Source organism: Campylobacter sp. CNRCH_2015_0338h, assembly GCF_025772785.1.
Classification (GTDB): Bacteria; Campylobacterota; Campylobacteria; order Campylobacterales; family Campylobacteraceae; genus Campylobacter_D.
Window position 1 is genome coordinate 1 of the sequence record NZ_JAKMST010000009.1, and the last position, 20,675, is coordinate 20,675.

The window sequence follows — 20,675 nt, forward strand, 5'->3', positions numbered from 1 at the left end:
CAAAAAACGAAATTATGCCAAAAGAATATTCTTTTGTCAAGATATAATATAAAATTTTGAGCATATTTTTTTATATACTCAAAATTTAGGCTAAGTCTAAAGATACTTTTCCGTTTTTAATTTCTGCCACTTTAACTTTAATTTCATCTCCTACCTCTAACTTTTCTTTAATCTTAGAATTATGTAATAAACCATCCACGCCTTCTTTAAGTTCTACAAAAACTCCAAATTCTACAACCTTTTGAACCCGTCCTAAAAATTCTTCTCCAATATCAAATTTAGGCATTTCCTTTTTGTCGCGCTTTTTGTTAGAACCTTTAGAGTGAAGTAAATTTAATATATACTCTTTACTTTGAGAAATCAAATCATGATCAATTCCTGCTATTTTAACCTCACCTTTATCTCTATCTAAATCAATATTAACTTCAAATTTTTCAATAATTTCTTTAATGATTTTACCACCTTGACCTATAATATCAGGAATTTTATTTGGATCTACATTAAAAATTTCAATCTTTGGCAAAATAGCTTCATTAACAACTATGTTTTGATTAGCCTCCTCCATTAATTGCAAAATGTGCTCCCTAGCTTCTTTTGCTTGATATAAAGCCTCTTTTAAAACCTGTTGCTCTATACCACCAAGTTTTATATCCATCTGCAAAGCAGTGATTCCATCATAGCTTCCTGCTACTTTAAAATCCATATCTCCATCATGATCTTCAAGCCCCATGATATCGGTTAAAATAGCATATTTTTCATCTTCAAAAACAAGCCCCATCGCCACACCTGCTACCAGTTTTTCACTTTTTACTCCCGCAGCTCTTAAAGCCAATGCACCACCACAAACAGTAGCCATAGAACTAGAGCCATTACTTTCTAAAATTTCAGAAACCAAACGAATTGTATGAACACAATCTGTATCAACACTAGGATACAAAGCTCTTTTTGCTAAATTTCCATGGCCAAGCTCTCTTCTACCAGGAGCTTTTATAGGGCTAGCTTCGCCTACCGAAAAACCTGGAAAATTATAATTAACCATAAATTTTTCACAAATTGGGTTTTTTTCTGTAAGCATATCTGACATTTGCGCATCATTATCATTTCCCAAGGTGGCCACAACTAAGGCTTGGGTTTGCCCTCTAGTAAAAAGACAAGATCCATGTGCGCTTGGTAAAATATTTGTTTCTATGTCTATTTTTCTAACATCCTTTAAACCTCTACCATCTGCTCTTTTATTTTCATTAATAATTTGGCTTCTAATAAGTTCTCTTTTGCATACATGTAAAGCTTTTTCAATATCTTCAAATTTCCATTCGTTTTCAATAGCCATAGATTCACTTTCAATCTCTTTTGCTATTTGTAAAATTTCACTTGCCCTTTCACTTTTTGCCATTTGATTAATAGCAATTTTGAGTTTTGTTATATAAGTATTTTTTATATAGTCAATAATTTGAATATTATCTGACTCTATTTTAAACTCAAGTTTAGAATTTTTTCTATAAGCAGCAAATGCTTTTTCATATTCATTGGAACCACGCAAGATTGCACTACTTGCAAAATCTAAAGCCTTTAAAGTATCATCTTCGCTAAGTTCATTCATACAGTGTTTATCATCTTGCTTGTTTGCCAAAGCTCTCATTTCTATCATTAAAAGCTCATCTTTAACACCTGCTACATAAAGATCTAAAGTGCTATTTTTTAACTCGCTATTGCTTGGATTTAAAACAAATTCATTATTTATACGACCTATTCTTACACCACAAACAGGTGCTTTAATAGGGATATCACTTAAATACAAAGCAACGCTTGCAGCGTTTAAACTCATCACTTGTAAATCTACTTCAGGATCAGCAGAAAGAACCATTACAACAATTTGAGTTGGATATGCATATCCTTTTGGGAAAAGAGGTCTTAAACTTCTATCTATAATCCTAGCGCTTAATGTTTCATTGTCACCTGGCTTAGTTTCTCTTTTTACATAACCTCCTGGAATTTTACCTGCTGCGTAAGCTTTTTCTATATATTGAACTGTAAGAGGCAAAAAATCCTCTTCTACCATTTTTTCTTCTCTTGCCACAGTTGCTAAAACTACTGCATTTTTTTCTTGCATTAAAACTGCACTTGCTGCTTGTTTTGCCACTTTATCGGTATCAAATATTTCAAGGTGTTTATTGATATTTATTTCATGTCGCATGATTTTCCTTTAAATTTTTATCACAGGCAAAACCAAATAAGCTTTTTAAATTTTAAAAACTAAAACTTAAAAAGCCTGTTTTTATTTTGCCTATAAATTTATATCTAAACAACTTATTGCTCAGATATAAATTTATTTTTTTAAAGGTAAATAATACCTACTTTCTTCTAAAATATCTAAAATTTCGTGAGCTTGCAAAATCGTTTTATTTTTAAAATAAAACTCAATATCTACAAAATGATCAATTTTTTGCACGCAATAAACTTCATCTGCAAAAACACTAATATAATCATATACATCACTTGGCATTAAAGCGGTGGCATAAATAATACTACTAACCTCTTCTTTTAATAAACTTTTTATACATGAAGAAGCAGTAATCCCACTCTCACACCCCTCATGCAACATTAAAATATTTTTTCCTTTTAAATCTTTTAAAAGATTACCTTTTCTATAACGATATACATTCTTTAAAATTTTTTCTTCATAAGTTCTATTTGCCTCACCATAAATATAATCTAAGCTTATATCAAAAGCATTAACTAAGGCTTCATTGTAAACTAATTCTTTTGTTTCGCTAATCATAGCTATTTGACATTCATCATTATTAGGAGCTTTGATTTGCTCTGTAAATAAAAAATCATAGGGTATTTCTAATTTTTTTGCCAATGCATCAACAAAAACTATAGATTTTAAAGAAGGAGTAATAATGATATAATCTTTTAATTTATTTAATGGAAGTAAATCATATAATCTTTCAAGCGCATCTTTTTCATCTTCAAAAAACATTATATAGACCTTTCATTTTCTTCCAGAGAAAAATCATAAGATACGCCACCCAAAGGATAAAAATTAAACATAAAATACACACCACTTTGATCTTTAGCACTAATCCCACCACTAGTAAGTTTAGGTGAAATATCCTTACGATACATCAAAGAATAATTCCAACACTTTCTTTGATAAGTATAACCTATCTCCCATTTTTCAGGATCTTTATTCAAATCAAACCACAAACCACCAAATATTTGATAGTTGGTATTTATATCATACTGAGCTTTAGTTCCTAAAAAATTATATTTTTCTTTTTCATATATTCTATAAGCATGATTTAAACTAACTTTCCACTCACCATAATCAAATAAGGCCTCACTAAATACTTTATCAAAGCGATTATCTACCCCTGAATATTCCGCCTCATTTCTTAAACTTATATAATCATTATAAAAATATTCCACAACATTATCAAAACCACCAAAACTACCTTCTTTGGTAAAATACTTAGCCTTTAAACTATGATATAGCTTTTTTTTGCCTAAAGCACTATAAAAATACTGATACATCGAAAAATTAAACTGCTCAGGATCATCTTTTAATTCTATAAAATCTTCGGTAATTTTACCTGATTTGGCTCCAGGTATAAAATAATTAGCACCTAAATATAAGGTATGATAAAAATTTTCATAAGGTTTAGAAAGATCTGTATATAAAGAAAAATTATGTGAATTTCTAAACAAATGCTCTTGATTTTTAATATCTGTATTAGAATAATCTACAAAATTTGCATAAACTCTTTCTGTAAAGGCAAAATTTAAAAAATCATCCAAAAAACTTGTATGATAAATTAAAGGTAAATCAAAATCTAAAGTTTTAGCATAAATACCCGTATGTCTATAATATCTATGAAAAGAAGCATCTAAGCTATACTGTATATAGTTATCAAAAAAACCATTTAAATATCTATGATATTGAAAAGAAGGGTATTCTTGCATGGTATCTTTGTTGCTAATTTTAGAAGTGTCTATATAATACTTCGCATAAGCACCATAATAATTATCATCATCAGATAAGAAATAATTTATTTTTGAGGTAACCAAAGAAGCTTCAGTTTTTGCACTAGAGCTTAAGTTCATATAATCTACATCATTTAAATAAGTAGCATCAATCCATAAACCTTCTTGAAATTCATCGCTCAAAAGGCTCTTGAGTAAAGCTCCACTTGAATATTTAATCTCTAAACCATAATGTTCTTTGTTTTTTAAATTTTCTTCTTTTTTATAGCTTGATTTTTCTCCAAAAATACCACCACTAATTTCACCTTGAGAATAAGGACTATCAATAAATCTTAAAGTTGAGTATAATCCATAGCCTCTTTTTGTCCTAATTTGAGGTTCAAATTGAATATCTGCATTATCATCAATAACATAATAGATTGGTTGGTTATAATATAACCCCTCGCTTTGTTTTAAAACCACCTGAGGAATTAACAAACCACTTTTCCTTTTAGTGTCTACACTAAAGCCAAAATACGGCAAATACATCACGGGAGTATTTTTTACATACAATCTTGCATTATAAAGATGTAAAAAATTACTCTCTTTATTTAATTTTCCTTCATCAAAACGAATTTCCCAATCAGGATTTTCAACATTACAACTAGAAACAACCGACTTTTTAGTTACAACAAACTTATCATTTAAATCTGCTTGATGACATTGCAACCAAACCTCTAAATCGTTATTTGAAAAAAATAAATTTTTAAAAGCTGTTGTGTTATCTTTAAGATTAATTTTAGTATAAGAAGAATTAGTTCTTTCTTTTTGTCCTCGTAAGATATTCACATCACCAAACAATTCTAAATCTTTAGTTGTTTCATTAAATTTAGCTTCGCTTGCAGTTATTAAATACAAATCAGAAACTACAACCACATTGTTTTTTGCTTCTATGATATCATTTGTTTTTACAACATCTAAAGCATAAATGTCTACCTTAGAAGCATACAAACTCCCTACACAAGCTAAAGAAAGCAATATTTTACGCAAGATCTATCACCACTGTTTTGGCTGCATAATCATGCCAAGTTTTCAAAACAATATTACTCAAAGCCCAAGCAAATCCTAAACCATACAACATATCACTAATTTGTCTTACACCTGCTCTTAGAGCGCTTTGAGTAAAATTTGGTTTATCTAGCAATTCTTGATCAATCACCATGATCTTCAAAAGCATTTTTCCTAAAGTTGCGCCATATAAATAAGTAAATAAACTATGGTATGCAAACTGTAAAATCAAAATCCCACCAGCAAAACGCATTAAAAGATTATGAATTTCTTCATAAGTTTGCATAGAATTAATTTTATCAAGCAAAATAATACTTACGATGCCCAAAATTACAAAACTATCAACAACATAAGCTAAAAATCTTTTTTTAAAACTTGCTATTTTTATTTCTTCTTTTTCTAGCTTATCAAATAATTCTTGATTGGTGCTCATTTAAGAACCTGAAAGGCAATATCTTTTCTGTATTGTTTTCCTTTAAAATGGACATTTTCACAAAGCATATAAGCATTTTTTTGAGCTTCTTCAATGCTTTTGCCAGTTCCCACACAAACCAACACGCGACCACCGCTGGCATATAATTTATCATCTTCTAAACTCACACCAGCATAAGAAATATGAGAATTTTGTGGAATATCGCCTATCTCAATCAAAGCTTTTGGTGAGTCCTTGTAAGGATAATTTTTACTTGCACAAACCACACCCACAGCAAATTCATTTTTAATTTTTATATGAGTATTAGCAAGATTTTTATTCACACATGCTAAAAATAAATCCAAAGGATTTTCTATTAAAGGCATCAAAACCTCACATTCAGGATCACCAAAACGCACATTATACTCTAAAACATAAGGTTTATTATTTACAACCATCAAGCCTATAAACAACACTCCAACAAATTCAGCACCTTCTTCTTTCATGCCTTTAAGAGTTGGCGCCACTATATCTTTCTTCACTTGCTCTAACAAACTTTCACTTGCTAAAGTACTTGGAGCATAAGCCCCCATGCCACCCGTATTAGGCCCTTTATCATTATCTAATAATCTTTTATGATCTTGCGCTGCAGGCAACAATATAAAATCATTTCCATCGCAAACTGCAAATACGCTTAATTCAAAACCATCAAGATATTCTTCAATCACAACAATTTTTCCAGCTTCCCCAAAGCTTTCTCCACTTAGCATATTTTTAGTAGCTTCTAAAGCTTCTTCATGGTTTTGCGCGATAATCACCCCTTTACCTGCGCATAAGCCATCTGCTTTTACAACAATAGGAGGTGTTAAAGATGTGATAAATTTCTTAGCTTTTTCATAATCAGTTGTGTTTAAAAATTTAGCTGTTTTGATTTTATATTTTTTTAAAAAACTCTTCATAAAAGATTTTGAAGCTTCCAACATAGCAGCAGCTTTAGTAGGCCCAAAAATAGCAATATTGTTTTCTTTAAAAAGATCTACTATACCCTCTGCTAAAAAATTCTCACTCCCAACTATGCAAAGATCAATCTCAGATGCTTTTGCATAAGCTGTTATAACTTTAGGATCTTTCATATTAAGATTTGTTCCTATTTTAGCAGTAGCACCATTTCCTGGAGCAAAATAAAATTCTAAATTATCATTTGTTTTTTGAAGAGCCAAAGCGATAGAATACTCCCTAGCACCGCTTCCTAGTATTAAAATTTTCATTATTTTCCTTAAAAATATTACAAAAACCCAAATGGCCGGAGTATAAGTGTCTGACCCTCAAAAAGTCAAAGTATGCCATTAGGTGATTTTTAAAGGCTGCAGCTTCTCGCTTTTTTCAAAACTCAAACGAAGTCACAGAACACGGTAAATCACACATCACAGCTTATAATTAATGTGTTGGATCCTCTTTAATACCATATCGAACCATTTAGGCAGTATAATTATAACTAACAAAACTTAAAAATAGTGTTTAAAAGGTTTTTATAAAATCTTAAATTTTGTCTTAGAATCTTTCTTTAAAAAATATTTTCCTTCCAAAATAACATCAGCAACAGGCGCCCATATAGTCTTTTCATCGACATAAACTATATCAAATTCAGTATTTTTCATTAACCCTTGGTAATTTACTTTCTTAGGTGCATGCTTAACTACATAATAAGGATTCATTGCAAAAATTTGAATCTTCATATTAACATATAAATCAGGATTAGAAGTTACAACTAGGAAATTCTTTTCACATTCTTTTTTTACTTTCTTTACATATGAAAATAACAATTGATCATTTGGGTTTAAAGCATGTTTGTTTAGTCTGTTTAAATAAAGCTCAGCAAAAGAAAGCGTACAAAAAGAAATTTCACTTGCTGTTTTAAAATAAGAGTTTTTAATGCTTGTTGATTTTAAAGATTTTTTCCAAATTTCTATATCTAGTTTTGTTGCACATATATTTAAACCCTGCTTAATCTTTTCAAAAAGCTTTTCTCTTGCCATATTAAAACTATTACTAAAAATTGTAAAATTTTTTTCATAAAAAGATTTTTTTATCAACTCTAGTCTTTCTACGCTTTTAGTAAAATAATCAGCTTCGTTTTTTAATTCTATTAATTTTTGTTTTTTACCTTGTATCATTTCTTCTAGTTCATGGTGTTTTTTTCCACCTTCTGCTTCTAATCTTGCTTGTTTTGATTTTATATCTGTTATTAAAGTGCTCATTTGACGATCAAGCGCTAATTTTCTATTTTTTCTGTTATCAATTGAAGCCAAAAGTGCTTGATAATGACACTGATGAGATAAAAAAACCTCTTCATATAAGCGTTCCATATTGATATGCTTTTGCTTGTCTTTCATATCTTTATATGACATTTCAAGGTGCACTATGATATTTTTCATTGCAGAAAAATCAGCTTGATTGATAGTATTATCCGAAAATAATAAAGTATCTAAAGCCTTATATAAAAAACGCTTCATAGCAAAAAAATCAATAATATATGGCACCTCATCTGTGTTAATGTCTTTTACTGCATTAATTGACAAGCTTTCATTATAAAAATATCTTTGAATGGCTTGTGGGATAGTTAAATTTAATGTGATTTTATCAAGATTATCATAATCTGTTTCTCTATAAAGTTCTTGAACATAAGCATCGCGTCTTGTCAGTCTTAAATCTTCTAATTCATCATCACTATCTGTTTTCCAGAAATCTCTTTCTTTGATAAAATCACCATCTATAAATTCTTGAAATTTAGAAGGACGTAAATCGGTAATATGCTTTCCATCGGATCTAAATTCAACAAACATACCAACCGTTGGCATACTTCTTTTATCATGCCATGCGTGTTTATTAAATTCAAAAAATGTTTTTGCTAGATTGATTACTGTTCCTCTTCCAGTAGCATCCACATAAACCATTATTTTTCCGTGCATATCCAAATCCTTGATTTAAAGAAAAATTCAATTCTTATTTTAACTTTGTTTTCATAAATTTACAATTATATTTTAAAATTTCACAAAATAAACGTCTTTAGGTATTTTATTTATGTTTTTATATCAATATTTTAAAAACCCAAAACAAACAGGTGCGTTTTGCGCAAGCTCTAAAAAATTAAGTAAACTCATAACTTCTCATGTCCAACATGCAAAAAATATCGTTGAAATAGGGCCTGGCACAGGAAGTTTTACAAAGTATATCCTCAAACAAAAAAGCCATAATGCAAGTTTTTTTGCCGTAGAAATCAATCCTCAAATGGCAAAAAAATTAAAGCAAAAGATAAAAAATATAGATATAGAAGTCAACTCAGCAGAATTTTTACCAAATATGCTAGAAAAAAGAGCGATCAATAGTGTAGATTTAATTATCTCAGGAATTCCTTGGGCTTTATTAAATTCCAAAGAACAAGATTTATTGCTAAAATCCATTCATGATGCTTTAGAGGAAAATGGTTGTTTTGCAACATTTGCTTATATACTCCCAACACCAAAAGGGAGAGCTTTTAAGAAAAAACTTTTTGCCACTTTTAGCAAGGTAGAAATTTCACCTATCATTTGGCAAAATCTTCCCCCTGCTTTTGTTTATTTTTGCACTAAATAATCATTCCCATTCAATCGTTGCTGGTGGCTTGCTAGAAATATCATACACTACGCGATTGATTCCTTCTACTTCATTAATAATACGACGTGAAATATTTTCTAATAATTCATAAGGTAAATGAGAAAAAGTTGCAGTCATACCATCGCTTGCATTAACAACGCGCACGCAAACTGCATTATCATAGGTTCTATTATCACCCATTACACCAACACTTTGCACGTTTAAAAGCACACAAAAAGCTTGCCATGTCTTATCATACCAGCCACTGCTTTTTAATTCTTCAATCAAAATAACATCTGCTTTTCTTAAAAGCTCCAAACTAGGCTCATTTACCTCACCCATTATACGTATAGCAAGGCCTGGTCCTGGGAAAGGGTGACGATAAACTACATCTTTACTTAAGCCAAGTTCCATTCCCAAAGCTCTTACCTCATCTTTAAAAATTTCCTTTAATGGCTCAATGAGTTTTAAATTCATCTTTTCAGGTAAACCACCCACATTATGATGAGATTTTATAGTCTTACTAGCTCCTACAACCGAACTTTCGATAATATCAGTATATAAAGTCCCTTGTGCTAGATATTTTACATCTTTATGTTTTTTAGCTTCTTCTTCAAAAACTTCTATGAAAGTATTTCCTATAATTTTTCTCTTTTGTTCAGGATCTCTTACCCCTGCTAAACGACTTAAGAAAATCTCTCTAGCATCAATACTGATTAAATCAATGCCCAAGGTGTGTCTAAACATATACTCAACTTGTTCTTTTTCACCACTTCTTAAAAGACCATTATCAACAAAAACAACTACTACTTGATCTTTTATCGCACTTGCTAACAATGCAGCCACCACGCTACTATCAACTCCGCCACTTACTGCACAAAGTACTTTATCATTTCCTACTTCTTCTTTGATTTTTTGTGCTTGAGTTTTTGCAAAAGATCCCATATTCCATACACTATCACAATTACATGCATACTTAGCAAAATTTTTCAAGATGCTTTTTCCAAATTCACTATGTTGCACTTCAGGGTGAAATTGTAAAGCAAAAAATTTACGCTTCTCATCTCCAAATACACAAAATGGACTATTTTCGCTAGTCGCTAAAACCTCAAAACCTTGTGGCAAATTCTCAACCTTATCAGAATGGCTCATCCATACCGTTTGCTTTTTAGGTAAATTTTTAAACAAATCACTATCATTTTGAATATCTATAGTTGCTTTACCATATTCTTTATGGCCTGCTGGGGCAACATTTGCTCCAAAATGATGTGCCATAAGTTGCATACCATAGCATATTCCTAAAACTGGTGTATTTAAATCAAAAATACCCTTATCACAAAAATAAGCATCATTTGCATATACACTAGCTGGCCCACCACTTAAAATAATACCCTTAGGCTCTTTAGCTTTGATCTCATCTAAACTTACATTAAAAGGTAAAATTTCTGCATACACACCTTGTTCTCTTAATCTTCTAGCAATGAGTTGTGTGTATTGTGAACCAAAGTCCAAAACTAAAATATCTGCTTTTTTCATCTAACTCCTTTACAAATTTAACAATTGAAATTGTACATACCAAACTATAATAGATATTATATAACCAACCAAAATCGTCCATGCATATTTTAAATGAGCATTAAAAGTATAAATTCCCTTCATTTTGCCCATTACCCCTACTCCAGCAGCTGAACCAAAGCTGATCAAAGACCCCCCTATTCCTGCTGTAAGAGTTACTAAAAGCCATTGAGTATCATCCATGCTTGGATTTGCCTTTAATACCGCACTCATAACCGGAACATTATCTACAATAGCAGATAAAAATCCTACTCCTATATTAATACTAGTAGCTCCAAATTTTGTATAAAGATCAGAAGCGTAAGCAAGCCAACCAACAAAATGCAAGGCGCCCACAGCAGATAAAATACCAAAGAAAAATAATAAAGTGTCCATCTCAATACGCGTCATATAATGAAAAATATTTAAATCTTTTTTACCTTGTTTTCTGTTGAAAAAATACATATACAAACTAAGCAATGAAAGGCCAAAAATCATACCCCACATTGCAGGTAAATCACAAATACTATGAATAAATACCGCCAAAGCTATAGTTAAAAAACCAAGCACAATAAAAACTTTACCACCTGGTTTAATCTCGACTTTTTCTAAATTATCTTTGTGAAAATTCGGCTTAATATTAGGCACATAACGTGATAACAAATAAGCAGTAAGCAACCAACCAATAAAAGAAGCAGGGAAAAGAGCAAAAAATTCAAAAAACGTGGCTTTTTTTGCTGTCCAAACCATCAAAGTAGTAATATCACCAAAAGGCGACCAAGCTCCACCAGCATTAGCTGCTACTACAATATTTATAGCACCTGGAATTAAAAATTCTTTATTATCTTTATCTATGGTTAAAAGCACAGTAGATAAAATCAAAGCAGTTGTAAGATTATCTGCAATTGGAGAGATAAAAAAAGCTAAAATACCTGTTAGCCAAAATAATTTTCTATAAGTATAACCCTTGCTTACAAGTTTGTATTTTAAAGTTTCAAAAACCGATCTTTCTATCAAGGCTTCTATAAAAGTCATAGCAGCTATTAAGAAAAACACAATTTGTGCAATTTCTAAAATAAGATGATTTACACTTTCTTCAAGTATTTGTGTGTCTAAATCATTCATTACCATATATATACCAATGATAATAAAAGAAAAAGTTCCTATAAATAAAGCAGGCTTAGTTTTATTGATATGATATTTCTCTTCTGCTGCGATAAAATAATAACCCAATATAAAAATTATTAAAATACCTATACCTAAAGCACTAAAAGCTAAATTTAGCTCATGTGTTTGACTAGCTAACAAAAAACTAACACCAAAACAAAGTAAAAAAAGTATTTTATTCATATTTCACTCTCCAAAGATTGGAATTTTTTTATTTCCTTTACACTGCCATTATTATCTTTTATCTCATAAAATGGAGCATCCTTATAGCCACATGCATTTAGAAATATTAATAAAAAAAATGTTAAAATAATTAAATGAAAATTAAAACGAGTCATTACATCATCAACGAGCTTGCTGATTTTAAACATTATAAACCTTTAAAAATATTTTTTCAATATAAAGAGTTTTTAAATTTATTTAATCACAATCACCAACAAATGATTACTAAACTCTTTATAAAAAATAATACTTTGATTATTTTAGTTAAGCACCACATTGCATATATGGAATTAAATCACGATAATACCAAAAAAATGATTAAAAGTCTCATAAAAAACTATACTTTAGCTAGGCCAATGAGTAATTTTGCAAAGGTGAAAAACATAAAAATACTCAGTGATCAAAACTTTATTTCTAAAAACAAAACTTTTAATGAACATAAAAAAGCTCACTTAGAGCTTTCTAATGGAAATTTTAAAAATCATTTTGAAAATCCTATTTTACATAACAAATTTGAAGAACTGCGAAAGCTTATAAAAAATGCTTGAAAATGAACTCAAAACCTTACCAAATTTACCTGGTGTATATCAATACTTTGATATTCAAGGTAAGCTTTTATATGTAGGTAAAGCCAAGAATTTAAAAAACCGCGTTAGAAGTTATTTTAACTTCACTCCAAATCTTTGCCCAAATCCTAACAATAGCTTGAGAATTCAAAAAATGATTAGCCAAACACATCATTTAGAATTTATCACTACAAAAAGTGAGGCTGATGCTTTAATATTAGAAAATTCTTTCATAAAACAACTTCATCCAAAATATAATATATTATTAAGAGATGATAAAACCTACCCTTATATTTATATAGATTTAAATGAAGATTTTCCAAGATTTGAAATTACAAGAAAAATTATCAAAAAAAACAAAATAAAATATTTTGGTCCATTTTTTAAAGGAGCAAAAGAGCTTTTAAATGCTTTGTATTTATCATTTGAACTAAGACAAAAAAAATCTTGTAAGGAGCTTTGCCTTTTTTATCAAATCAAGCGTTGCAAAGGTCCATGTGAGCAAAAAATTTCTAAACAAGAATATGAAAAAATTATCCAAAAGGCCACTCAAGCTCTTTTAAATCCCTTATCTTTAACAAAAAATTTAGAAAATAAAATGCTTGAATATGCAAAAAATGAAAACTACGAAGAAGCAGCTATTATAAGGGATCAAATCAAAACAATAGAAGATTTAAGTGTAAAAATACAAATAGACCTTGCAAAATTAGAAGATTTTGATGTTTTTGCCATACACCATGAAGCAAATATACTCTCTATGGTGCGTTTTGTTATAAATAATGGCAGGATAATCAGCTCAAACCACAAAGTACTAACTCTAAATCATCAAGATGAATTTGACCTAAATGCAATATATAAACAATACATATTAGAAAATTACACCCAAGATAGTCCAATAAATTCAACCCGAATCTATACGCATAAAGAATTTGAAGATATGAACCTTTTGCAAAATTTACTTAGTGAAAGGTTTTCTAAAAAATTTCACCTTAAAACTCCAAAACTTGGCGAAAAAAAAGCCTTATGTGAACTTGCACTAGAAAATGCAAAAATAAACATACAAAAGCACTTAAAAAGCGATAATTATTTATTTTTAAAAGAATTAAAAGATTTTTTTAACCTGCAAAATTATCCTAATTATATAGAAATTTTTGATAATTCTCATATGCAAGGCGAGGCAAATGTCGGTGCTTTGGTAGCTTATAAAGATGGGCAATTTGACAAAAGTTCTTATAGACACTACCATTTATCCTATAAAAACGATTACAATCAAATGCTTCAAACCCTTAGCAAAAGGGCTTTGTCATTTGACAAAAATCCCCCACCTGATTTATGGTTAATTGATGGAGGAGATGCTTTATTAAAGCTAGCCAATGATATCATAAAAAGCTCTGGGGCAAATGTGGATATTTTAGCAATTTCTAAAGAGAAAATAGATACAAAAGCTTACAGGGCAAAAGGAAGTGCGAAAGATAAAATTTATACTCAAGAAGGCAAAATTCAACTTTCTACTGATGATAAAAAATTACAATTTTTGCAAAAATTACGTGATGAAGCACATCGCTTTGCAATTAGTTTTCATCAAAAAACAAAAAGAAAGCAAGATTTGCAAAGTTCTAGATTAATTCAACTTGGAATTTCTCAAGGATATATTAAAAAATTTTTAGATTATTATGGTAATTTTGATGAGATTAGCAAAGCTAGTTTTGATGAATTAAAATCACTTTCAAATGCAAAAATAGCTAAATTAATCAAGGAAAATTTATGATATTATTTATTAGTGTTTTGACTTTAATTTTATGTTTTTTAAATTATTATTTTTTATATCCTATGGATCAAAAATTATTCTTCATTTATACTTTTATAAGTATTTTGATTTTTATTATTGCCTGTATTTATATAATCTCAAAAAATCATAAAATCAAAAAAGACAAAACCTTGATTCAAGAAATAGAAAAATATTTTTCCTTACCAAAATCAAACTCTTTAGAAGAATTAAAAGAAAATTTAAAATTATCGTTTGATTTAATGGGTAAAAAACTGCATGAGCAAAAAAAGGAAAACCTACATCTAGAACAAAATTATCAATATATTGTCCACGGCTTGAGCTATCTATATCTAGATAATTCTGCTTATATATTAAAACCTTTTATCAATGATTATAAACCTGACTTAGAATACAGACGCTTTAAAAACATACATGCAGGTATTATCAATAATAACAAAAATGAAAATTTTCTATTGCAGTCTATTTTGCTTAAAATGGGTATTAGTAGTGAAATTTTATACAAACATAACCAAAAAGATGATAAAAATTATTCTTTTATCATTTCAAAGGAAAAAATAGATGATGTTTTAAATTTCACTTTTAAAGAAATTCATATTGAGGAGATTGTTGATTTTTTAAATACTCATTTTACACAAGAGTGTTACATTACAAGAGATTGTTATAATGTTTTAATTTTTAAATCTTCTTACTTTGAAAATGATCTTATTTTAAACATAACTAATCAATTTTGTTCACATAATCAAACCATAGATAATTTAAGTGACTTTAAAAAGGCATTACAATTTAGATTTAAATTAATTTTAGTAGACTATGAGGTTATAAAATTTGATCTAATGCATATTAGTCAAATTTTGCAAGAGTACAAGATAAAAAATCCACAAATTGCAATTTTGCTTTTTTCTAAAAACAGAGTTAAAGATTGTAATTTTGCAAATTTAATCTTAAATGATATTAACAAAAATGAATGGCTAGCATTGTTAAAACAATATATCAATCAAGTTTAGTTCTATGATTTATAGCTTTATGCAAAGATATAAAATCAACATTTTCTAAGCTAACACCACTTGGAATACCTTGAGCTATTTGAGAAAAACTCAAATTTAAATCTTTTAATTTTTCTTCTATAAAAAAAACAATGGCATCAGAATTTAAGCCTTGTGTGAAAGCAAAAAATATTTCTGTGGTTTTATTATGCTCAATCATGCTTCTTAATTTTATAATATTTTCTTCACTTGTATCATCAAGTACAAAATAAAGCCCATCATAACTTCCACTATCTTCTAAAACCAAAACATCTTTAGAATCTTGAACTATACAAATAATGCTATGATTTCTTTCTATATTAGAACAAACTTCGCATAATTCATTTTCACTTAAAGCACCACATTGTGTGCATTTTTTTATCATTCTAATTGATTCTTCAATATGATAAGCAAGCTTAGAACCTAATAAGGGATCTTTTATGCAAACATGATATGCAAGCCTTAAAGCAGACTTTTTCCCTATAGTAGGCAAAGCGGAAAAGGCAGATACTAGCTCGTTAAATTTTTCCAAACCTTTCAAATTATTTTAACCTTGAAAAAACAATTTTAAAAGTATGATAGCCATCTTCATAGCTGTAGGTTAAATTATAACCGTGAAGATTGCAAATATTATTAATGATATAAAGTCCTAGCCCCATTCCCTCTACTTGGGTATTTTGTTCTCTCACAAAAGGTTTTAAATAATAATCAAAAGTTTTTTTAAGCTGCATCCCTTTATTTCTAACAATTATATAATCCCCAGAGCATATAATCTCACACGCTTTATCATCTGAATACTTAATAGCATTATCAATTAAATTTTTAAGCATTAAAGAAAAGAGTTCTAGATCAGCGATTATCATAGTATCTTCTTTATAGGATATTTTTACTTTTTGATAAAAATCATCCCTCATTAAATAATCTTCAGCCTGCTCTAAAATCAAACTCAAATGATAGGTTTGCAAATTAAGTTGACAATTTCTTGATAAGACTTTTTCGATTTTCCCAAATTCATCAATCAACAATTCAAGTCTTTCAAAAATCGCTACTAGACGATCTTTTTGCTTTTGGTTATCTAACATTTCACAAACTATTCTACCTTTGCCAATAGGTGTTTTAAGCTCATGCATAATCATTCTTAAAAAAAACTGTCTTGATTTTACAAGCTCTTGAATTTTATTGATAGCATGATCAAATTCAAAAGATATTTCTGAAATTTCATCATTAATCTGAGAGTATTCAGATAAAGGTTCAATTTTACCTGCACTAATATTTTTAATTTTCTTTTTTAGAATTTTTAAAGGCATTAAAGATCTTAATACTGAAAAATATAAAAATATAATCAAAATCAAACTAAAAAAGAAACTTAATAAAAATAAATATTCTAAACGCGTAGAAGCATTTAATTCATAAAGATGTTTTGCATTCAATCTTTCTACATAGAAAAAAATTTGATTATGATAAATAATAGAAGAAAAACTTCCATACAAAGAATTAATCCTAAATACCTTTTCACCTTTTGCAATGATATGTTTTGCACTGCGATCATTTTCAACTAATTTAAAAGATTTAGAAAGAAGATACTCATGTATTGAAAAATCTTCTTTTCTTTCTAGATTATATATTATTTTTTCTACAATTTCTTTTTGTCTTCCTTGTTCGTTGGTTAAATAAGAATCAATCTGAACCTTTCCTAAAAGCACAAACAAGGCACAAACAAATAAAAAAGCTGTTGCAAAAAGAACGGTGATTTTAAGATTAATAGTTACTTTCATCCTATTAATTTATATCCTATTCCTCTAACTGAAAAAATATGTTTTGGCGCTTTTGAGCTATCACCAATTTTAGTTCTAAGTCTACCAATAATAACATCTAAGCTTTTAGAATCTTTATCTTTTAAGCTTTTGCAATGATACACAAGTTGTTCTCTGCTAACCGAAAAACCATGCTGTCTTATCATATAGCTTAAAATTTCATACTCAGCAGGAGTTAAAACCAAAACCTCATCATTGTAACTTATCTCATGTCTTTTTTCATCAATTTTAAATGCCGAATTGATTATTTTCTCGGGAGTTTCATTGGTTCGTTTAGAACGACGAATCAAACTCATAATTCTTGCGTGCATTTCTTTTGGATCATATGGTTTTGGCAGGTAATCATCTGCACCTATTTGAAGTCCTACAATTTTATCACTCAAATCACTTCTAGCTGAAGAAATAATAATAGGAATACTATATTTTTCTCTTATTTCACGACAAACTTCAAGACCATCAAGTCCAGGTAAAGTTAAATCAAGAATTAAACAATCATAGTTTTTTATACCAGCACTCATTCCCAAATATGGATCTTCATAATTAGTAACTTTTATATTAAACTGGGCCAAATATTCTGCCAAAAACTCTGCAAAATCTGGATCATCTTCGATCATTAAAACATTAATCATCTCTACCCCTTTAGTGAAAATATGTTACGAACTTAACATTATAACACATAATTTAACTATTCATTTATTTTTTTGCTAAAATTACAATATTAATTTTTCAAGAGAGGAAAAAAGTGGAACTTAATTATTATGAAATACTAGAAATTTCCCAAACTTCAGATAAAGAAACCATAAAAAAAGCATACAGAAAGATGGCTTTAAAATATCATCCTGATAGAAATCAAGGAGATAAAGAAGCAGAAGAGAAATTTAAGCTTGTAAATGAAGCTTATGAGGTGCTTAGCAATGATGAAAAAAGAAGTATATATGATAGATACGGAAAAGAAGGGCTTAAAGGTCAAGCCGGTGGTTTTGGTGGTTTTGGAGATGTTGATTTAGGGGATATATTCTCGAGCTTTTTTGGAGATGGATTTGGTTTTGGCAGCTCAACACGTAAAAAAGAAAAAGGAAATAAATATCCTCAAGATTTAAAAATAACGACAAAAATTAGCTTTAAAGAAGCTGTTTTTGGCTGTAAAAAAAAGATCGATTTTACCTATAAAAGTTTTTGTAAATCATGCAAAGGAAGTGGTTCAGAAAATGGAAAATTAGATACTTGTCCTCATTGCGGAGGAAAAGGGCAAGTTGGTGTTAGACAAGGCTTTATGACCTTTGTGCAAAGCTGTGATCATTGTAAAGGTAGTGGTCAGATTATAAAAGATAAATGTAAAACATGTCATGGTAATGGCTATGAAGAAATAAAAGATTATATAGAACTTGATATACCAGAAGGTATAGACAGCGGTATGAGTCTTAGAGTACAAAATAAAGCAAATGAGCTTCCAAATTCTCCTCAAAGAGGTGATTTATATATCAAAATCATCGTAGAAGATGATGATAAATTTATCAGACATGATGATGATATCTATACCATAGTACCTGTATTTTTTACCCAAGCTGCTCTTGGAAAAACTATTAAAGTATCCACTATAAGAGGAGAGGCTGATCTTAAACTTCCAGTCGGTGCAAAAGATAAACAAAAATTCGAATTAGCCAACGAAGGTGTTAAAAATATTCACAATGGAAAATTAGGCTCACATATTGTACAAATTGAAATAAAATTTCCAAAAACGCTTACTGATGAACAAAAAAATCTACTATTGCAGCTTGAGAAAAGTTTTGGCTTAGCAGATGAAGAAGGCTTTATAGAACAAGAAAGTTTGTTTGATAAAATCAAATCTTGGTTTAGCCACTAAGGAAGCTTTAAAGCCATTTTCATGGCTTTAAAAATTTCTTCTGTTTTTTGACATTCTAAAAATAACTCAAGAGCAAAAACACCTTGCCATAAAAGCATTTGCGTGCCATCTTTTATTTTTAATCCATTTTCTCGTGCCAACTTTAAAAAAGATGTTTCTCTACCATAAATAACATCAAAAGCATACTTAGCTTTTTGAAAAATATTTTTTAAAATCCTTTCTTCACAAGGTAAACTTTCATCATGTAAACCCACACTAGTCGTATTTATTACCAAATCAAATTGTGTATTTAAATCAAGTTGATTATAAAAAAAACATGGATAGCTAGCTAAATTTTCAAATCTAGCACTAGAACGATTTGCTACTGTAACTTCAATATATATAGATTTTAAAGCATATGCTAAAGCTTTAGCTGTACCTCCAGCACCCAAAATCAAAGCATTTTTGATAAAAGAAAAATCCTCAATTGCTTTTAAAAATCCCAAATAATCTGTATTATAAGCATAAATTTTATTATCTTTATTTAATAAAGTATTAGCAGAGCCTATATGTATAACACTTTCATCTTTAAAATCAGCTATTTCACAAGCTACTTCTTTAAAAGGTATGGTGATATTAGCACCATCTAACTTTTGAATAATCTCTTTTAGTTTTACTTTATCTTTTAGATGATATCTTGTATAAACTGCGTCTTCTTTGAGTGCTTGCAAGGCATTATTATGCATTCTTGGAGATTTAGAATGCATAATAGGATCACCTATAACTGCAAAAGTTTTCATTTTACTCTAAATGTAAAAGCACCTTTTGCAATTTTAGAACGTACTTTTTCTAATTCGGTCTTTAATTCACTCTCTTTATAAGGTCCAACTAAAACCTTCGTTAGCTCTTTGCCATTTACTGTTGTTTTATAAATTTTATAATCATATCCATTTTCTTTAAGTATATTTAATTCTTTTGATTTAGGATCTAAACTATTTAAAGAAAAAACTTGAATATAAGCACCTGAAGGAAGTTGTGTTTGAACATTTGGTGTTTTGATACTTTCAAATAATTCATTTGTATTGCTTTGCTCTGGAGCTTTTTGTTGCTCAACTATATTATTTTTTGGTTTTTCAGAAGGTTTTTGAGTTGATTTTTCTATAGATTTTTCTATAGGTTTAATCTCTTCTTGTTTTTCTTCCACCTTAGCTGGCTCTTCTTTTGGTTCTATTGTAGTAATTTGATCTAAAACACTATTACTTGGAACTTCTTGTTTTTCTTCTATGGTAGTATTCGTATCATTCAAAGAACTCTCTTCTTTTAATTTTCTAGCTAAAGCTTCAAATTCATCCTCTTCTTTAGCACTATCTGTAATAGGCAAAGAATTAAAATTATTTTCATAAGCAGCTTGCTCTTGTGGTTCTGATGGCATTTGTAATGTTTTTTCTTCACCTGGGTCATTAATTAGCTTCATTACTATCATAACAACTAAAAATACAATGATTAAAATAATCGATCTAAGTAAAATTTTTTTAAGTTTTTCGCTTTTATTGCTTTTTTGCAAAATTATATCATCAAATTCATTTTTATTGTTTTCTTCCATTTTTCATCCTTTCAAA

At 29.2% G+C, this 20,675-nt stretch carries 18 protein-coding genes; 5 read left to right on the forward strand and 13 right to left on the reverse strand.

All coding sequences use genetic code 11. The features are described from left to right. Positions 1-85: 85 nt before the first annotated feature. The 6 genes from L8X30_RS06835 to L8X30_RS06860 all read right to left on the reverse strand — a co-directional run bounded on the left by L8X30_RS06835 (position 86) and on the right by L8X30_RS06860 (position 8,415). On the reverse strand, positions 86-2,194 hold the full coding sequence (locus L8X30_RS06835; RefSeq protein ID WP_263679586.1) for a polyribonucleotide nucleotidyltransferase: 2,109 nt from the start codon (positions 2,192-2,194) through the stop codon (positions 86-88). A 132-nt stretch (positions 2,195-2,326) separates the two neighbouring features. Further along, entirely contained in the window at positions 2,327-2,983 is a 657-nt protein-coding gene (locus L8X30_RS06840; RefSeq protein ID WP_263679587.1) for a phosphoribosyltransferase, read from the reverse strand. Further along, on the reverse strand, positions 2,983-5,019 hold the full coding sequence (locus L8X30_RS06845; protein ID WP_263679620.1) for an LPS-assembly protein LptD: 2,037 nt from the start codon (positions 5,017-5,019) through the stop codon (positions 2,983-2,985). The genes L8X30_RS06840 and L8X30_RS06845 overlap by 1 nt, the downstream gene beginning before the upstream one ends. Further along, the gene (locus L8X30_RS06850; protein ID WP_012661236.1) at positions 5,009-5,467 is read right to left on the reverse strand and encodes an RDD family protein; all 459 of its coding nucleotides are present in this window, start codon (positions 5,465-5,467) and stop codon (positions 5,009-5,011) included. Before L8X30_RS06850 ends, L8X30_RS06845 begins: the two co-directional genes overlap by 11 nt. After that, positions 5,464-6,714: a phosphoribosylamine--glycine ligase gene (gene purD, locus L8X30_RS06855; RefSeq protein WP_263679588.1), complete on the reverse strand. Its 1,251-nt coding sequence runs from the start codon at positions 6,712-6,714 to the stop codon at positions 5,464-5,466. The genes L8X30_RS06850 and purD overlap by 4 nt, the downstream gene beginning before the upstream one ends. 261 nt (positions 6,715-6,975) lie before the next feature. Further along, positions 6,976-8,415: a hypothetical protein gene (locus tag L8X30_RS06860; RefSeq protein WP_263679589.1), complete on the reverse strand. Its 1,440-nt coding sequence runs from the start codon at positions 8,413-8,415 to the stop codon at positions 6,976-6,978. Positions 8,416-8,527: 112 nt separating this feature from the next. Here L8X30_RS06860 and L8X30_RS06865 point away from each other — a divergent pair, with 112 nt between their 5' ends. Then, positions 8,528-9,079: a class I SAM-dependent methyltransferase gene (locus L8X30_RS06865; protein WP_263664184.1), complete on the forward strand. Its 552-nt coding sequence runs from the start codon at positions 8,528-8,530 to the stop codon at positions 9,077-9,079. Here the strand turns inward: L8X30_RS06865 and guaA are convergent, their stop codons facing one another. Then, the gene (guaA, locus tag L8X30_RS06870) at positions 9,080-10,615 is read right to left on the reverse strand and encodes a glutamine-hydrolyzing GMP synthase (RefSeq protein ID WP_263679590.1); all 1,536 of its coding nucleotides are present in this window, start codon (positions 10,613-10,615) and stop codon (positions 9,080-9,082) included. Between the two features lie 9 nt (positions 10,616-10,624). After that, the gene (nhaD, locus tag L8X30_RS06875) at positions 10,625-11,983 is read right to left on the reverse strand and encodes a sodium:proton antiporter NhaD (RefSeq protein WP_263679591.1); all 1,359 of its coding nucleotides are present in this window, start codon (positions 11,981-11,983) and stop codon (positions 10,625-10,627) included. A gap of 134 nt (positions 11,984-12,117) precedes the next feature. On the opposite strand from nhaD, the gene L8X30_RS06880 reads away from it, so the two are divergent. The 3 genes from L8X30_RS06880 to L8X30_RS06890 are packed head-to-tail and all read left to right on the forward strand — an operon-like array spanning position 12,118 to position 15,381. After that, complete coding sequence (locus L8X30_RS06880; RefSeq protein ID WP_263679592.1) at positions 12,118-12,570, forward strand: hypothetical protein; 453 nt, start codon at positions 12,118-12,120, stop codon at positions 12,568-12,570. Beyond that, positions 12,563-14,356: an excinuclease ABC subunit UvrC gene (gene uvrC / locus L8X30_RS06885; protein WP_263679593.1), complete on the forward strand. Its 1,794-nt coding sequence runs from the start codon at positions 12,563-12,565 to the stop codon at positions 14,354-14,356. Before L8X30_RS06880 ends, uvrC begins: the two co-directional genes overlap by 8 nt. Further along, positions 14,353-15,381: a hypothetical protein gene (locus tag L8X30_RS06890; RefSeq protein ID WP_263679594.1), complete on the forward strand. Its 1,029-nt coding sequence runs from the start codon at positions 14,353-14,355 to the stop codon at positions 15,379-15,381. The genes uvrC and L8X30_RS06890 overlap by 4 nt, the downstream gene beginning before the upstream one ends. Here L8X30_RS06890 and recR read toward each other — a convergent pair. The 3 genes from recR to L8X30_RS06905 are packed head-to-tail and all read right to left on the reverse strand — an operon-like array spanning position 15,368 to position 17,842. Beyond that, on the reverse strand, positions 15,368-15,940 hold the full coding sequence (recR, locus tag L8X30_RS06895; protein WP_263679595.1) for a recombination mediator RecR: 573 nt from the start codon (positions 15,938-15,940) through the stop codon (positions 15,368-15,370). The genes L8X30_RS06890 and recR overlap by 14 nt on opposite strands. Position 15,941: 1 nt before the next feature. Then, positions 15,942-17,174 carry an ArsS family sensor histidine kinase gene (locus L8X30_RS06900; protein WP_263664177.1) on the reverse strand — a complete coding sequence of 411 codons (1,233 nt, stop codon included), beginning with the start codon at positions 17,172-17,174 and terminating at the stop codon, positions 15,942-15,944. Then, positions 17,171-17,842: a response regulator transcription factor gene (locus L8X30_RS06905; protein WP_012661225.1), complete on the reverse strand. Its 672-nt coding sequence runs from the start codon at positions 17,840-17,842 to the stop codon at positions 17,171-17,173. The genes L8X30_RS06900 and L8X30_RS06905 overlap by 4 nt, the downstream gene beginning before the upstream one ends. A gap of 113 nt (positions 17,843-17,955) precedes the next feature. Here L8X30_RS06905 and dnaJ point away from each other — a divergent pair, with 113 nt between their 5' ends. Further along, a complete protein-coding gene (gene dnaJ, locus L8X30_RS06910) occupies positions 17,956-19,077 on the forward strand; it encodes a molecular chaperone DnaJ (RefSeq protein ID WP_263679596.1) in 1,122 nt (373 codons plus the stop codon). Here dnaJ and L8X30_RS06915 read toward each other — a convergent pair. Further along, entirely contained in the window at positions 19,074-19,856 is a 783-nt protein-coding gene (locus L8X30_RS06915) for a shikimate dehydrogenase (protein ID WP_263679597.1), read from the reverse strand. The genes dnaJ and L8X30_RS06915 overlap by 4 nt on opposite strands. Next, a complete protein-coding gene (locus L8X30_RS06920; RefSeq protein WP_263679598.1) occupies positions 19,853-20,659 on the reverse strand; it encodes an SPOR domain-containing protein in 807 nt (268 codons plus the stop codon). The genes L8X30_RS06915 and L8X30_RS06920 overlap by 4 nt, the downstream gene beginning before the upstream one ends. Between the last annotated feature and the right edge of the window lie 16 nt (positions 20,660-20,675).

Coding starts and splice junctions, on each gene's coding strand:
- L8X30_RS06835 (WP_263679586.1), bottom strand. CDS start 2,194: ATGCGACATGAAATAAATATCAATAAACACCTTGAAATATTTGATACC.
- L8X30_RS06840 (WP_263679587.1), bottom strand. CDS start 2,983: ATGTTTTTTGAAGATGAAAAAGATGCGCTTGAAAGATTATATGATTTA.
- L8X30_RS06850 (WP_012661236.1), bottom strand. CDS start 5,467: ATGAGCACCAATCAAGAATTATTTGATAAGCTAGAAAAAGAAGAAATA.
- purD (WP_263679588.1), bottom strand. CDS start 6,714: ATGAAAATTTTAATACTAGGAAGCGGTGCTAGGGAGTATTCTATCGCT.
- L8X30_RS06860 (WP_263679589.1), bottom strand. CDS start 8,415: ATGCACGGAAAAATAATGGTTTATGTGGATGCTACTGGAAGAGGAACA.
- L8X30_RS06865 (WP_263664184.1), top strand. CDS start 8,528: ATGTTTTTATATCAATATTTTAAAAACCCAAAACAAACAGGTGCGTTT.
- guaA (WP_263679590.1), bottom strand. CDS start 10,615: ATGAAAAAAGCAGATATTTTAGTTTTGGACTTTGGTTCACAATACACA.
- nhaD (WP_263679591.1), bottom strand. CDS start 11,983: ATGAATAAAATACTTTTTTTACTTTGTTTTGGTGTTAGTTTTTTGTTA.
- L8X30_RS06880 (WP_263679592.1), top strand. CDS start 12,118: ATGAAAATTAAAACGAGTCATTACATCATCAACGAGCTTGCTGATTTT.
- uvrC (WP_263679593.1), top strand. CDS start 12,563: ATGCTTGAAAATGAACTCAAAACCTTACCAAATTTACCTGGTGTATAT.
- L8X30_RS06890 (WP_263679594.1), top strand. CDS start 14,353: ATGATATTATTTATTAGTGTTTTGACTTTAATTTTATGTTTTTTAAAT.
- L8X30_RS06900 (WP_263664177.1), bottom strand. CDS start 17,174: ATGAAAGTAACTATTAATCTTAAAATCACCGTTCTTTTTGCAACAGCT.
- L8X30_RS06905 (WP_012661225.1), bottom strand. CDS start 17,842: ATGATTAATGTTTTAATGATCGAAGATGATCCAGATTTTGCAGAGTTT.
- L8X30_RS06915 (WP_263679597.1), bottom strand. CDS start 19,856: ATGAAAACTTTTGCAGTTATAGGTGATCCTATTATGCATTCTAAATCT.
- L8X30_RS06920 (WP_263679598.1), bottom strand. CDS start 20,659: ATGGAAGAAAACAATAAAAATGAATTTGATGATATAATTTTGCAAAAA.